A 13863-nucleotide genomic window follows, 5' to 3' on the forward strand; every position below is an offset into this window, starting at 1 on the left:
AGCCGGCCAGTCCGAGCCGCGCGGCAGTGGGACCCTCGTGGGCGACGGCGCCGACGGTCAGCCGCGGCTCCTCGGCGTGCTGGGCGATCAAAGCGCCCAGGCCGGTGGCGTACTCCAGCGCACGCCGCATCATCAGCGGGTCGTGCACGCAGATGCCGTCGTCGGAGAACATCCGGACCTGCCCGGCCCCGGCGGCCATCATGCCCATCTCGGTGAGCTGGGTTCCGGCCAGGCCGACGGTGACCGCGCCGACGGGGTGCACGTCGACCAGCCCGACCTCCTGCCCGCGGTGCCAGACGTGGTCGGTGACCACCACGCTGTCGGCGACGGGATCGGTGTTGGCCATCGCGAACACCGCGGTGAATCCACCCAGCGCCGCTGCGGCCGAACCGGTTTCGATGTCCTCGGCGTACTCGCGGCCGGGTTCGCGCAGATGGGTGTGGAGGTCGACGAAACCCGGCAGCAGGATGTGCCCGTTGGCATCGATCACGTCTGCGTCGTCCGGAACGGCGAGCCCGGCGCCGATCTCGGCGATCTGGCCGTCGTCGACCAGCACGTCGACCGGTTCACCTTCGCCGTAGGGGCGGACGCCCCGGATCAGGACAGTGGCACTCATGCGCTGATCGCCTCCTTTTCGGCGCCGACGAGCAGATGGAACAGCACGGCCATCCGGACGTGCACGCCGTTGGAGACCTGTTGCAGCACAGCGGATTGCGACGAGTCGGCCACCGAGGAGGCGATCTCCATCCCGCGCAGCATCGGCCCGGGATGCAGAACGACGGCATTGCCCGGCAGCAGCGCCTGACGCTTCTGCGACAGGCCGTAGCGCACCGAGTACTCCCGGCTGGACGGGAAGAAGCCGCCGTTCATCCGTTCGGCCTGCACCCGCAGCATCAGCACCGCATCGGCGCCGGGCAGTTCGGCGTCGAGGTGGTGCGACACCGTGACCGGCCACTCGCTCGCGCCGACGGGCAGCAGCGTCGGCGGCGCCACGAGCACCACCTCGGCGCCGAGGGTGTGCAGCAGTGACACGTTGGAGCGGGCGACCCGGCTGTGCAGGACGTCGCCGACGATCACCACCCGCCTGCCCTCGATGCTGCCGAGCCGCTGGCGGATGGTCAGCGCGTCGAGCAGCGCCTGGGTCGGGTGCTCGTGGGTGCCGTCACCGGCGTTGATCACGCTCGGGCCGCCATTGGGCTCCGCCGTCCACTCCGAGAGCTGTTGCGCCGCACCGGAAGCGGGATGGCGGATGATCAGCGCGTCGGCGCCCGCGGCCCGCAGTGTCAGCGCGGTGTCGCGCAGCGACTCCCCCTTGGCGACCGAGGATCCCGATGCGCTGACGTTGATCACGTCGGCGCTCATCCATTTGCCCGCCACCTCGAACGACACCCGGGTGCGGGTCGAGTTCTCGTAGAACATCGTGATCACCGTGCGGCCGCGCAGCGTCGGCAGCTTCTTGACCTCACGGCCGAGCAGCGCCTGGCTGAACCGGTCGGCGTCGTCGAGGATCGCCGTGGCCTCGTCGCGACTCAGGTCGGCGGCAGAGAGCAGATGCTTCACCTTTTCGGCCCTCCCTGGGGTGCGATGGACACGCCGTCGCGTCCGCCGTCGTTCTCGACCAGCCGCACCTTGACGTTCTCGCTCCGCGAGGTGGGCACGTTCTTGCCGACGTAGTCGGCCCGCAGCGGCAGTTCGCGGTGCCCACGATCCACCAGCACGGCGAGTTGCACGATCCGGGGCCGGCCGATGTCTCGCAGCGCGTCCAGCGCCGAGCGCACCGAACGCCCCGTGTAGAGCACGTCGTCGACCAGGATCACCAGCGCACCGTCGATGCCGCCCGCGGGGATCGAGGTCTCCTCGAGCGGGCGCGGCGGCTTGCCTGCCAGGTCGTCGCGGTACAGCGTGATGTCCAGCGCACCGTGGCCCACGGTCACGCCGGAGAACTCGCTGATGTTGGCCGCCAGCCGCGCCGCCAGCGTGACGCCGCGGGTGGGAATGCCGAGCAGCACCACGCGGGGCGCATCGGCGCCGCCGTCGAGTGCGGTCTTCTCGATGATCTGATGCGCGATACGGGAAATGGTGCGGCCCACGTCCGCCGCCGTCATCAATTCCCGGTCGGGGGTGTCAGGACTGCCCACGCGCGATCCAGACCTCCTTCTCCGCCTCGCCGGACGGATCGTTAAAGGATGTCAAACTGCCGCGGAGCCTACCACCGCGGCGGCGCCCGCCCGCGCTGGCTAGCCTGGCTAGGTGAATCTCAGTGGTAATCAGGCCTCCATCCGGGACGCGGTCGACGCCGGGGTGCTCGCCGGCGCGGTGACCCTGGTGTGGCGCGGCGGACGCATCGAGCAGGTCAACGAGATCGGCCACCGCGACATCGAGGCCGGGTTGCCGATGCGGCGCGACACGGTGTTCCGCATCGCGTCGATGACCAAACCGGTGACGGTGGCCGCGGCCATGGCCCTGGTCGAGGAGGGCAAGCTCGCCCTGACCGACCCGGTGACGAAGTGGTTGCCCGAACTGGCCGACCTGCGGGTGCTCGACACCCCGGGCGGGCCGCTGGACCGCACGCACCCGGCCCGCCGCCCGATCACCGTCGACGACCTGATGACCCACCGCAGCGGACTCGCGTACTTCTTCTCGGTCACCGGGCCGCTCGCGCGCGCTTACGGCCGCATCTCGGCAAAGCAGTCGCCGGACGCCTGGCTCGCCGAGATCGCCGCCCTGCCGCTGCAGCACCATCCCGGCGACCGGATGACCTACAGCAACGCCACCGACGTGCTCGGCGTGCTGCTCGAACGCATCGAGGGCGCGACGCTGCAGGACGTCATGACCGAACGGATCCTCGGGCCGCTCGGCATGGCCGACACCGGGTTCTTCGTGGATCCGCGCAACCGCGGCCGGGTCGCGACGATGTACAAGCTCACCGATGACGACACGCTCAGCCACGATGCGATGGGGCCGCCGACCACCACGCCGCCGCCGTTCTGCATGGGCGGGGCGAACCTGTTCTCCACCGCCGACGACTACCTGCGCTTCGCCCGGATGCTGCTGGAGGGCGGCACCGTCGACGGCGTGCGGGTGCTCTCGGAGGAGTCGGTGCGGTCGATGCGCACCGACCGGCTCACTCCCGAGCAGAAGCGCCACCCGTTCCTCGGCATGCCGTTCTGGATCGGGCGCGGCTTCGGGCTGAACCTGTCGGTGGTCACCGACCCGGCCAAGTCACGACAGCTGTTCGGGCCCGGCGGGGCGGGCACCTTCGGCTGGCCCGGCGCGTACGGGACGTGGTGGCAGGCCGACCCCGCCGCCGACATGATCCTGATCTACCTGATCCAGAATCTGCCCAACTTCGGCGCCGACGCGGCGGCCGCCGTGGCGGGCAACACGTCGCTTCTCACCCTGCAGTCCGTGCAACCGAAGTTCGTCCGCCGGACGTACCAGGCGCTCGACCTGTGAGCCCTCAGCCGGCCAGCGCCCGGCGCGCGTAGGCACGGACGTCGGCGTCACCGTCGTCGAGCGCCAGGCCCAGCGCGTCGCGGGCGGCCTGCTCGGAGGACGCCCACCGGGTGAGGCTGAGCACCGCGGCCTTGCGGACGTCCAGGTGCGGATCGGCCAACGCCCGCGACAGCGGGGGCACGGCCGTCGAGGGCGACGGAGCACCCGCCAGCGCCCGCGCCGCGCCCTGGCGGATCTGCCAGGCCGACGCGGCGAGCGCGCCCTCGACCGTCGGTCCGTCGTCGGCGCCCCATCCGATCGCCCCCATGGCGGCCAACGCGGCCGCGCGCACCAGCGGGTCGGCGTCGTCGATCAGGGCGCGGACCGCGTCGGCGCCCGCCCCGAGGGTGCCAAGGCCGTTGGCGACGGCGATGCGCACCTCACGGTTCTCGTCGGTGGCGCCCGCTGCGACCCCGTCGACGTCGTCGACCGACACCAGCGCCCGCACCGCCTCGATGCGGACCCGGTGGTCGGCGTCGGACAGCGCCTCGCGATAGGCGTCCGCCGCACCGACCCGCCGCGAACTGAGCAGATAGAGGGCGACGGCCCGCACCACCGCGTCCGGCGAGCGCAGATGAACCGCAACGACTTCGGGTGCCGGTAGCACCTCGACCAGCTCACGCACGCTCTCGGCCGCAACGCCACGCACCTCGGGCGCCTCGTCGCCCAGTGCGCGGAACAGCCCGTCGGCGTAGCCGTCCGGCAGTACCTCGACCAGCGTGGCCACCGCCGTGCGCCGCACCCCCGGATCGGGATCAATGAGGTACCCGGCGAGGTCGGCCACCGAGGGCTCCTCCAGCGCGAGCACCGCCGCGATGCGCGGAGACGGCGGTTCGGCGGCTACTTCGCGCGGCCTGATCTTCTCGTCCAGCGGGGCGCGGCCCCCGACCAGCTCCGGCTGCGCCACCGTGGTCACCGGGGCATCCGACGGCAGATGGTCCAGACCCGGCACCGGCACGAAATACGCTGCGACGGGCCGCTTGAGGAACTCCATCGACCCGTCGGCGGTCTTGCGCAGGTTCAGGTGGTAGCGCCAGTTCTCGTCGTCGCGGCCGGGCAGGTCGGCACGGTCGTGGTAGAGCCCCCAGCGTGATTCGGTGCGGGTCAGCGACGACCTGGCGGCCATCTCCGCGCAGTCGCGGATGAACGACACCTCCACCGCACGCATCAGCTCGTGCGGCGTGGTGGCGCCCATCCCGGCGATCTCGCTGCGCATCCGTTCGAACGTCTGCACGGCGATCGACAGCTTGGTGGCCGATTTCGGCGGCGCCACATAGTCGTTGACGAACCGGCGCAGCTTGTACTCGACCTGCGGCTGTGGCGGCCCGGACGGATGCCGCAGCGGCCGGTAGATGAGGTCGTGCGCCTCCTGCAGCTGGTCGCGCGGCAGGGCGGCGGGAACCGGTACGTCCGCGAGCGTGCCCGCGGCGTGCGATCCCGCCAGGTCGCCGTAGACGAAGGCGCCGATCATGTAGTTGTGCGGCACACACGCCAGGTCGCCCGCCGCGTAGAGTCCGGGCACCGTGGTGCGCGCATGCTCGTCCACCCAGACACCGGACGCGGAATGGCCACTGCACAAACCGATTTCGGAGATGTGCATCTCGATGTCGTGGGTGCGGTAGTCGTGACCGCGGTTGGCGTGGAAGGTGCCCCGGGTCGGCCGCTCCGTGGTGTGCAGGATGTTCTCCAGCGCCGACAGCGTCTCGTCGGGCAGGTGCGACACCTTGAGGTAGATCGGCCCGCGGGCGGACTCGATCTCCTGCTTGACCTCCGCCATCATCTGGCCCGACCAGTAGTCGGAGTCGACGAAGCGTTCACCGAGGGCGTTGACCTGGTAGCCGCCGAACGGGTTGGCGACGTAGGCGCATGCCGGGCCGTTGTAGTCCTTGATGAGCGGATTGACCTGGAAGCACTCGATTCCGGACAGCTCGGCGCCGGCGTGGAAGGCCATCGAATAGCCGTCGCCTGCGTTCGTCGGGTTCTCGTAGGTGCCGTAGAGGTAGCCCGACGCCGGCAGTCCCAGCCGTCCGCACGCCCCGGTCGCGAGCACCACGGCCTTGGCCGCGACGGTGACGAACTCGCCGGTGCGGGTGTTGAACGCGGCGGCGCCCACGGCCCGACCACCGCTGGTGAGCACGCGGACCGGCATCAGACGGTTCTCGATCTGGATCTTCTCGCGCATCGACCGTTGCCGCAGCACCCGGTAGAGCGCCTTCTTGACGTCCTTGCCCTCCGGCATCGGCAGCACGTAGGAACCGGACCGGTGCACCCGGCGCACGGCGTACTCGCCGTGCTCGTCCTTCTCGAACTTCACGCCGTAGCGCTCCAGCCGCTGCACCATCGCGAATCCGCGAGTCGCGGTCTGATAGATGGTGCGCTGGTTGACGATTCCGTCGTTGGCGCGGGTGATCTCGGCGACGTAGTCCTCCGGCGTCGCCTTGCCGGGGATGACGGCGTTGTTGACGCCGTCCATGCCCATGGCCAGCGCGCCCGAGTGCCGGACGTGGGCCTTCTCCAGCAGCAGCACCCGCGCGCCGTGTTCGGCGGCCGACAGCGCGGCCATCGTGCCCGCGGTGCCGCCACCGATGACCAGCACGTCGCAGTCCAGCCGGGTGGGCTCGGGGGCGAGGGTGGGGATGTCCATCAACTGACGAGCTCCGGGTGGTCGGGGGCGGTGCCCAGGTTCGAGATCGCCTCGGCGCGTAGCGCGGTGCGGTCGACGGTGTGGTCGCGTGGGCTCGGCACGTCCAGCAGCGCCCGCAGCGGTTGCCCGGCCCGTCCGAGCACCGCGATGCGATCGCCGATCAGCAGGGCCTCGTCGACGTCGTGGGTGACGAAGACCACGGTGGTGGGATGCGCGCGCCAGGTGTCGATCAGCAACTCCTGCATGGTGGTCCGGGTCTGGGCGTCCAGCGCGCCGAACGGCTCGTCCATCATCACCGCGCGCGGCTCCCCGGCGAGACCGCGTGCCAGTTGGACCCGCTGGCGCATCCCGCCGGACAGGCTTTTGGGCAGGTAGCGCTCGAAGCCGGTGAGGCCGACATCGGCGATCCACTTCAGCGCCTCGTCGCGCCTGCCCTGCCGTGGCCGGCCGGCCAGCTTGAGCGCCAACTCGACATTGGACTGCACGGTGCGCCACGGCAGCAGCGCGTTGTCCTGGAACACCATCGCCCGGTCCCGCGACGTCGTGGTGACGGGCGCCCCGTCGGCGAGCACCTCGCCGGCGTCGGGCGTCAGCAGGCCGGCCAGCGCCCGCAGCACCGTCGACTTGCCGCATCCCGACGGGCCGGTGAGCACCAGGATCTCCCCCGGCCGCACGTCGAGGTCGAGGCCGTCGATGACCGGCGCGCCGCCGTAGCTGAGCACGAGGTCCCGCAGGGTGAGGTTCATGCCGGTCATCGGTTACTCCCCTCACCGCGGGGCAGCCAGCGGGTGACGCGGCGGCCGATCAGTTCGACGGCGGCCGAGGTGGCGAATCCGAGCACCCCGATGGTGATGATGCCGACGAACACCTGCGGGTAGGCCAGCACGGTGTAGGCCTGCCAGGTGCGGTATCCCACGCCGAGCCGGCCCGAGATCATCTCCGCGGAGATGACGCAGATCCATGCGACGCCGATGCCGACCGACAGCCCGCCGAACACGCCGGGCAGGATGCCGGGCAGCACGACCCGGCTGATGACGTCCCAGCGGTTGCCGCCGAGGGTGCGCACCGAGTCCTCCCACAGCGTGGGCAGCGCGCGCACGGCGTGCCGGGTGCTGACCATGATCGGGAAGTACGCGGCCAGGAAGGTGATGAACACGATCCCGGCCTCGTCGGTCGGGAACAGCAGGATCGCCACGGGCACGATGGCGATGGCGGGGATGGGCCGGGCGAGTTCGGCCAGCGGGCCGAAGACGTTGGCGAACCTCGGCGAGCGGCCGAGCATGATGCCGGTGACCACGCCGGCGACGGCGGCCAGCGCGAAGCCGGTGAGGATCCGGATCAGTGACTGGCCGAGGTCGAGCCAGTAGTCCTGGGTGCCGAGGCGGCTTCCGAATGCGGCGATCACCTCGGTGACCGTCGGCAGGGTGTCGAAGCGAAGCCACAGCCGCACGTCATTGGCGGTCAGCAGCTGCCAGAGCGCGATGGCGGCAGCCACCGACGCGATGCGCACCGCCCATGAGGCAAGGGGCCGGCGCCGCAGCGCAGGTCGGGACGGTGCTGCCGGTACGGCGACGGCGGCTTCATCAGCGGTCAGCACCGCCGGCGGGGCGGTCACACCGCACCCGCCAGCGCCTGCTGGTAGTCCACGACCGTCGCCCCGGGATGGGTTGCGGTGTAACGCTGAGCGCCGGCGAGCGTGCCGAACGGCAGGTACTGAGGCCGCTGTTGATCACCTGAGCGCACCCAGACGGACTTGTCGGCGAACCACCGCGTGCCGTACTCGGTGTCGGACACGTAGGCCGCCCGGACGTTCTCACCGCGGGCGGTGGCCTCGCGCACGGCGCGCAGCAGGCATCCCGGGTTCGCCGCCGGCTGGGTGGCGTCGCGGCCGTCGAGCCAGAGTTCACCCGCCAGCCGGGGATCGGTGACGTCGGCGTTGCACACCGGGTCCCGGCCGCGGATCACCGAAGGGTTGGCGGTGCTGTCGCGTGCGGCGTCGTAGTCGACTCCGCGTTCGGCGAAGGCCTTGCGGATCGCCTCGTCGGAGACGAACCCGTCGATGTCCAGATCGGCGAAGTCGCCGATGGACTTCAGGTAGGGCACATCGCCTTTGAAGGCCTCGATCAGCGACGGCTTGAGGGTGGTGTCGAAGCTGGTGCCGCCCGGGCCGTTGTAGAGGTAGACGACCTCCTCGGGCAGCCCGCTGCCCTCGGCGACGAGTTTCGCCGATTCCAGCGGCTTGTCGTTGAGGAAGTCGGTGGCGTCGAGCTGGGCCTGCAGGAAGGCGTCGAGCACCTCGGGGTGCCGGCCTGCGTAGTCACGCCGGACGACGACGCCGTGGAAGGTGGGATAGTCGCCCTCGGCGCCGTCGTAGAGCAGCTTCGCCTTGTCCTGGAAGACCAGCAGCCCCGGCCACGCGACGAACTGCGAAAGCGCCTGCGCTTGACCGGATTCCAAAGCCGAGGCGCCGACCTGCGGCTGCTGGTTGAGCACCTCGACGCCGGTCTTGGGGTCGATGCCAGCGTTGTCGAGCGCCCGGACCAGGGTGCCGTGCCCGGCCGAACCCACACTGGCCGAGACCTTCTTGCCCTTCAGGTCGGTGACCGACCTGATCGGCGAATCCGGCGGCACCACGATCATGTTCAGCGACCCGGTGGGGCTGTAGCCGGTGACGGAGACGAACTCGGTGCGGGCCCGCTCATTGGCCTGGGTCTTGGAGCCGTTGATCAGCAGCGGGTAGTCGCCCATGGAGCCGATGTCGATCTTCTCGGCGACCATCTGCGCGGTGATCGGCGCACCGGTGTCGTAGTCCTGCCATTGCACGTTGTAGTCGACGCCGGTGGACTCGCTGACATCGGCGAGCCGCTGCTCCAGGAAACCCTTGGCCTTCAGCAGGGTTCCGGCGGTGACGGTGTTGATGGTCTTCGACTGGTAGCCGATGACCACGTTGACGGTGCCATCGGATTGCGACTGGGAGTCCAGCGAGCACGCGGCCAGCGAGCCGACGGTGGCGGCGGCGAGCGCCACGGCGATGGTGCGTTTCATGTGCGGGTGTCCTGGGAGGTCGGGGCTGACGAGCCGGACTAACGGATCAGGTAGGGCATGTTGACCGTGACGGCGCCGGTGGGACAGCGGGCCGCGCACGGGCCGCAGTACCAGCATTCGTCGACGTGCATGAACGCCTTGCCGTTCTCCGGGTTGATCGCCAGCGAGTCGAGCGGGCACACGTCGACGCACAGGGTGCAGCCCTCGATGCACAGCGATTCGTCGATCGTCACCGGGACGTCGGCGCGTTGGTTGTTCACCAGCGTCATGAGTCACTCCTGATCAGGTTGCCGCGCATGGTGATCCGGTCACCACGCATGCGGATGTACTCCAGGTCGACGGGCCTGCCGTCGTCGAGACTGGCGAGGCGTTCGAGCATCAGCAGCGCGGCGCCGTCGGGCACCTGCAGCGTCGCCGCCGAATGCGGGTCCGCCGACACCGCTTCCAGCGCCAGCGTCGCCGCGCCGAGGCGCTGCCCGCTGACCTGTTCGATGAGGGCGAACACGTCGTTGTTCTCCAACCGGTGTTCGAGCACCTGCTCCCCGATGTCGGGTGTGAGGTAGGTCAGGTCGAGGGAGAGCGGGAGGTCACCGAGATAGCGCAGCCGCTCCACGAACACCACCTGCGCGCCGGGCGGGAGTTGCAGCCGGCGCGCCACTGCGGGCGGGGCGGCCAGCCGCATCGCCGCCCGGACCTCGTTGCGCACCTCGCCGTAGCCCTTGAACGTCTCCTTGAGACCGGCCAGCGCGTCGAGTCCGTGGTCGTACTTGCGGACCGCGACGTGGGTGCCGACCCGTGGCCCGCGGTCGATGAGGCCCTCGTTCTTCAGCACCGCGAGCGCCTCGCGCACGGTGTTGCGGGAGACGAAGAACTCGGCGGCCAGGTCCTGCTCGGCGGGAAGCCCGTCGGCGTAGGCGCCGGCGTGGATCTGATGGCGAATCACGTCGGCCACCTGCCGGGCCCGGTCCGCGCGGGCACGCCGCCCGGGCAACGGGATGGCTCCCGCTTCATGGCCCGGTTCGTGACCGGCTGGGGCGTGCGACACGCGAATCACGTTAAGGCGCTTTCCGCAAGGCCTTCCCGCTGCGAGCGGTCAGCGCGGGCCGCGGCCGCCCATTGCGCCGTGCCGCACCGTCGCCGACCTGCTGAATCAGCCGTACCTCCGGCGAATGCGCCACCTCCGGGCTGGGCCGGGGCATTGCAATCGCGCTGAGCGAAAAGCGGCGCCCTCGCGGGGTCTGCGGCTGCGGCTCAGCGCATGCAGCGCGACAGCACCCGGCCGAACTGCAGGAGCCGCTGCATCTGCGCCAGACCGCCGTTGTCGACGGTCTTGTGGTAGCGGAACGACTCGCAGTACACGTCGGTCTCGGTGGCCGACCTCTGCCGCGCCCGGGTGATCAGTTGGGTGTACATGCGCAGCCGCACCTCGGACAGCCTGCGGGTGCCGTCGTCGAGCACTTCGTATTCGGTGGTGAGCACGTGGTCGGTGATCGACGACAGCGAGATGGTGCGCACCGAGGCGTCGAGCACGCGGCGCTCACGGTCTCCGGTGGTCGACACCGAGTCGTCGGCCCGCCACATGATCAACCGCGACCCGTCGGTCAGCACGACCTCCTGCCACAGCACCTCGTCCTCGTCGCTCCACGAGTCGTCCGCTGTGGCGCGGGACATGATGAACGACGTGATCTGCGGGAGGTCGACCACGGCGCGCAGCTGGTCGAGCGCCAGCTCGGGATCACGCAGGTACACCCGCGCCGCGTCCTCCACGCTGGAGTACGGCGCCCAGTCCTGAGGTGACCCCATGACGTCCCTAGCCTTCCGGGGTTCCCCGCACCGCCTCCCGCACGGCTTGGGATGCGGCTCGGATCTGCGGTGTCACCAGCATCACCTGGCCGAGCACACCGTTGACGAAGCTCGGCGAGTCGTCAGTTGACAGCTGCTTGGCCAGTTCGACGGCCTCGTCGACGGCCACCGGCGGGGGCACGTCGTCGGCGTGCAGCAGCTCCCACACCGCGACCCGCAGAATGGCCCGGTCCACCGCGGGCAGCCGCTCCAACGTCCAGCCCTGCAGGTGCGCCGAGATGAGGTCGTCGATGTGGGCGCGGTGTTCGGTCACGCCGTGCGCCACGGTGACGGTGTAGGGGTTGAGCGCGAAGACGTCGGCCTGGGTGTGCGACAACGCCGTTCTCGCCTCGGCGACCTCGGCGGGGCTGATGCCCCTGGCCTCGGCCTCGAACAGCAGGTCGACCGCCCGCTTACGGGCCTGGTGCCGGCCCTTGTCAGGCCGGTCAGGCATCGATCCGGCCTCCGGTGCGGTCAGGCATTGACCCGACCGAGATAGTTGCCGTCGCGCGAGTCCACCTTGAGCTTGTCGCCGGTGTTGATGAACAGCGGGACCTGGATCTCGGCGCCGGTCTCCAGGGTCGCGGGCTTGGTGCCTGCGCTGGAGCGGTCGCCCTGCAGGCCCGGCTCGGTGGACGCGACCACGAGCTCCACGGTCACCGGCAGCTCCAGGTACAGCGGCACCCCGTCGTGGAACGCGATCTGCACCGCCATGCTCTCGAGCAGGAAGCCGGCGGCGCGGCCCACCAGCGCCTCCGGCAACGGGTGCTGTTCGTAGTCCTCGGAGTCCATGAAGACGAAGTCCGACCCGTCGCGGTACAGGTAGGTGGCGTCGCGGCGGTCGACGGTCGCCGTCTCCACCTTCACGCCGGCGTTGTAGGTCTTGTCGACGACCTTGCCCGACAGCACGTTCTTGAGCTTGGTGCGCACGAAGGCCGGCCCCTTGCCGGGCTTGACGTGCTGGAATTCGGTGATCTGCCACAGCTGGCCGTCGATGTTGAGGACGAGCCCGTTCTTGAAGTCGGCGGTCGATGCCACGGTCGGTACTGCTCCTAGCTCTCTGTGTCAGAGGATGGCCAGTTCCTTGGGGAACCGGGTGAGTAAGTCGGGGGTGTCGGATTCCTCACTGACGACCAGCGTGTCCTCGATGCGGACGCCGCCGCGGCCGGGTAGGTAGACACCGGGTTCCACGGTGACCGCGGAGCCAGCAAGCAGTGTACCGGCGGCCATGGAGTTGATTCCCGGCGCTTCGTGGATCTGCAGGCCCACCCCATGGCCGAGGCCGTGGCCGAAGTTCTCGGCGTGGCCTGCGTCGGCGATGACCTGCCGGGACGCGGCGTCCACGTCCTTGAGGGCCACCCCGGCCCCGAGCGCCTCACGGCCGGCGCGCTGCGCGTCGGACACCAGGGTGTAGATGTCGCGCTGCCACTGCTCGGCACGCCCGAGCACGAAGGTGCGGGTCATGTCGGAGTGGTAACCCGCGACCAGCGCCCCGAAGTCGATCTTGACGAAGTCACCGGTGGCGAGCACGGCGTCGGTCGGCCGGTGATGCGGTATCGCCGAGTTGGCGCCTGCCGCCACGATGGTCTCGAAGGAGACGCCGTCGGCGCCGTGGTCGAGCATCAGTGACTCGAGTTCGCGGCCGACCTCCTTCTCGGTGCGGCCCGGCCGCAACCCGCCGCGCTCCACCAGATCGGTCAGCGCGGCGTCGGCGGCCTCGCAGGCAAGCCGCAGCAGCGCGATCTCCCCGGCATCCTTGACCTCGCGCAGCGCCTCCACGGTGCGCGGCGCGCGGACCAGTTCGATGTCCGTCGCCGCCTCGAGCAGTCCGCGATGACCGTCGACAGTGACCACGTGACTCTCGAAGCCCAGGCGGCCGACCCGCGCCGCCCCGGCCCGTGCCACCAGGCACGGCCCGACCGCCCGTTCGATCACCGCCTCCACGTCGGGTGCCTGCTGCGCGGCCTGCGTGCGGTACCGCCCGTCGGTGGCCAGCACGGCGCCCGGCGTGTCGGCGAGGATCAGCAGAGCGGCGTTCGAGCCGGTGAAACCGGACAGATAACGCACGTTGACCAGGTCGGTGACCAGCATGGCAGCCAGGTCGGCGGCCTCGAGGCGGGCGCGTAACCGATCTCTACGCTGGGAATGAGTCACAGCCGCTGACGGTACTCGCTACGCTGTGCCCTCATGAGCAAGTGGTTACTGCGCGGACTGGTCTTCGCTGCCCTGATGGTGATCGTCCGGTTGGTGCAGGGAGCGGCGATCAATGTGTGGGAGACGAAAGCCTCCCTCATCAGCGTCGTCCTCGTCCTTCTGTTCATCGTCGCCGTGTTCGCCTGGGGGCTGATCGACGGGCGGGCCGACGCGCGCAGCAACCCCGATCCCGAGCGGCGTTCCGACCTCGCGATGACCTGGCTGCTGGCCGGGCTGTTCGCCGGCTTCGTCAGCGGCTTGGTCGCGTGGTTCATCGGGATCTTCTACAAGAACCTCTACGTCGAGGGACTGCTGAACGAGCTCACCACATTCGCGGCGTTCACCGCGCTGCTGACGTTCCTGTTCGCGATCCTCGGCGCCACGATCGGCCGGTGGCTGGTGGACCGCAAGGCGGTCCAGCAGCCCCGCCGCCGTGAGGGCATGGACGACGACCGGGCCGACACCGACGTGTTCGCCGCGGTGCGCAGTGGAGACCGGCAGGACGACGGGACCGAGACTCAGCAGACGACGCCGGTGGCCACGCAGGGCGGCGGCACCGAGCGGGCGGACGAGCCGACCACCCCGCGCCAGCAGCAGCCCTAGCTGTACTGACCTGAGAGGTTAGGTACACGGCTGGCGGGTGG

The 13863-nt window shown here is 70.2% G+C and carries 15 protein-coding genes; 2 read left to right on the plus strand and 13 right to left on the minus strand.

Going from position 1 to position 13863, the window contains the following annotated elements; all coding sequences use genetic code 11:
- The 3 genes from Q2100_RS24135 to pyrR all read right to left on the minus strand — a co-directional run.
- The coding region (locus tag Q2100_RS24135) for an amidohydrolase family protein (RefSeq protein WP_302916092.1) at window positions 1-616 on the minus strand (616 nt) is incomplete at its 3' end.
- A complete protein-coding gene (locus Q2100_RS24140; RefSeq protein WP_302916093.1) occupies window positions 613-1560 on the minus strand; it encodes an aspartate carbamoyltransferase catalytic subunit in 948 nt (315 codons plus the stop codon). The genes Q2100_RS24135 and Q2100_RS24140, both read right to left, overlap by 4 nt.
- A complete protein-coding gene (gene pyrR / locus Q2100_RS24145; RefSeq protein WP_264015691.1) occupies window positions 1557-2138 on the minus strand; it encodes a bifunctional pyr operon transcriptional regulator/uracil phosphoribosyltransferase PyrR in 582 nt (193 codons plus the stop codon). Before pyrR ends, Q2100_RS24140 begins: the two co-directional genes overlap by 4 nt.
- 112 nt (window positions 2139-2250) lie before the next feature.
- Here pyrR and Q2100_RS24150 point away from each other — a divergent pair, with 112 nt between their 5' ends.
- Window positions 2251-3456 carry a serine hydrolase domain-containing protein gene (locus tag Q2100_RS24150; RefSeq protein WP_302916094.1) on the plus strand — a complete coding sequence of 402 codons (1206 nt, stop codon included), beginning with the start codon at window positions 2251-2253 and terminating at the stop codon, window positions 3454-3456.
- Between the two features lie 4 nt (window positions 3457-3460).
- On the opposite strand, the gene Q2100_RS24155 is transcribed toward Q2100_RS24150, so the two are convergent.
- From Q2100_RS24155 to Q2100_RS24200, 10 genes are all read right to left on the minus strand, one after another.
- On the minus strand, window positions 3461-6139 hold the full coding sequence (locus tag Q2100_RS24155) for a fumarate reductase/succinate dehydrogenase flavoprotein subunit (RefSeq protein WP_302916095.1): 2679 nt from the start codon (window positions 6137-6139) through the stop codon (window positions 3461-3463).
- Window positions 6139-6894 (minus strand): ABC transporter ATP-binding protein, encoded by a 756-nt coding sequence (locus tag Q2100_RS24160; RefSeq protein ID WP_302916096.1) that lies wholly within the window; start codon window positions 6892-6894, stop codon window positions 6139-6141. Before Q2100_RS24160 ends, Q2100_RS24155 begins: the two co-directional genes overlap by 1 nt.
- Window positions 6891-7679 carry an ABC transporter permease gene (locus Q2100_RS24165; RefSeq protein ID WP_302916101.1) on the minus strand — a complete coding sequence of 263 codons (789 nt, stop codon included), beginning with the start codon at window positions 7677-7679 and terminating at the stop codon, window positions 6891-6893. Before Q2100_RS24165 ends, Q2100_RS24160 begins: the two co-directional genes overlap by 4 nt.
- Window positions 7680-7750: 71 nt before the next feature.
- Window positions 7751-9184: an ABC transporter substrate-binding protein gene (locus Q2100_RS24170; RefSeq protein WP_302916097.1), complete on the minus strand. Its 1434-nt coding sequence runs from the start codon at window positions 9182-9184 to the stop codon at window positions 7751-7753.
- A gap of 38 nt (window positions 9185-9222) precedes the next feature.
- A complete protein-coding gene (locus Q2100_RS24175) occupies window positions 9223-9453 on the minus strand; it encodes a 4Fe-4S dicluster domain-containing protein (protein ID WP_264015696.1) in 231 nt (76 codons plus the stop codon).
- Window positions 9450-10175: a GntR family transcriptional regulator gene (locus Q2100_RS24180; RefSeq protein ID WP_302916102.1), complete on the minus strand. Its 726-nt coding sequence runs from the start codon at window positions 10173-10175 to the stop codon at window positions 9450-9452. The genes Q2100_RS24175 and Q2100_RS24180 overlap by 4 nt, the downstream gene beginning before the upstream one ends.
- 260 nt (window positions 10176-10435) lie before the next feature.
- Window positions 10436-10987 carry a hypothetical protein gene (locus tag Q2100_RS24185; RefSeq protein ID WP_302916098.1) on the minus strand — a complete coding sequence of 184 codons (552 nt, stop codon included), beginning with the start codon at window positions 10985-10987 and terminating at the stop codon, window positions 10436-10438.
- 7 nt (window positions 10988-10994) lie between these two features.
- Complete coding sequence (gene nusB, locus Q2100_RS24190) at window positions 10995-11480, minus strand: transcription antitermination factor NusB (RefSeq protein WP_264015698.1); 486 nt, start codon at window positions 11478-11480, stop codon at window positions 10995-10997.
- Window positions 11481-11500: 20 nt separating this feature from the next.
- Window positions 11501-12064, minus strand: a complete 564-nt coding sequence (efp, locus tag Q2100_RS24195; RefSeq protein ID WP_264015699.1) for an elongation factor P — start codon at window positions 12062-12064, stop codon at window positions 11501-11503.
- A gap of 27 nt (window positions 12065-12091) precedes the next feature.
- A complete protein-coding gene (locus Q2100_RS24200) occupies window positions 12092-13180 on the minus strand; it encodes a M24 family metallopeptidase (RefSeq protein ID WP_302916099.1) in 1089 nt (362 codons plus the stop codon).
- 33 nt (window positions 13181-13213) lie between these two features.
- Between Q2100_RS24200 and Q2100_RS24205 the strand changes: the two genes are divergently transcribed.
- Complete coding sequence (locus Q2100_RS24205; protein ID WP_302916100.1) at window positions 13214-13822, plus strand: B-4DMT family transporter; 609 nt, start codon at window positions 13214-13216, stop codon at window positions 13820-13822.
- Window positions 13823-13863 lie beyond the last annotated feature (41 nt).

The sequence above is a fragment of the Mycolicibacterium arseniciresistens genome (assembly GCF_030519285.1).
Lineage (GTDB): Bacteria > Actinomycetota > Actinomycetes > Mycobacteriales > Mycobacteriaceae > Mycobacterium > Mycobacterium arseniciresistens.

Excerpts from the sequence above, each read along its gene's own strand:
- Q2100_RS24155 (WP_302916095.1), bottom strand. The coding sequence starts at position 6,139 with ATGGACATCCCCACCCTCGCCCCCGAGCCCACCCGGCTGGACTGCGAC.
- Q2100_RS24160 (WP_302916096.1), bottom strand. The coding sequence starts at position 6,894 with ATGACCGGCATGAACCTCACCCTGCGGGACCTCGTGCTCAGCTACGGC.
- Q2100_RS24170 (WP_302916097.1), bottom strand. The coding sequence starts at position 9,184 with ATGAAACGCACCATCGCCGTGGCGCTCGCCGCCGCCACCGTCGGCTCG.
- Q2100_RS24175 (WP_264015696.1), bottom strand. The coding sequence starts at position 9,453 with ATGACGCTGGTGAACAACCAACGCGCCGACGTCCCGGTGACGATCGAC.
- Q2100_RS24185 (WP_302916098.1), bottom strand. The coding sequence starts at position 10,987 with ATGGGGTCACCTCAGGACTGGGCGCCGTACTCCAGCGTGGAGGACGCG.
- nusB (WP_264015698.1), bottom strand. The coding sequence starts at position 11,480 with ATGCCTGACCGGCCTGACAAGGGCCGGCACCAGGCCCGTAAGCGGGCG.
- Q2100_RS24205 (WP_302916100.1), top strand. The coding sequence starts at position 13,214 with ATGAGCAAGTGGTTACTGCGCGGACTGGTCTTCGCTGCCCTGATGGTG.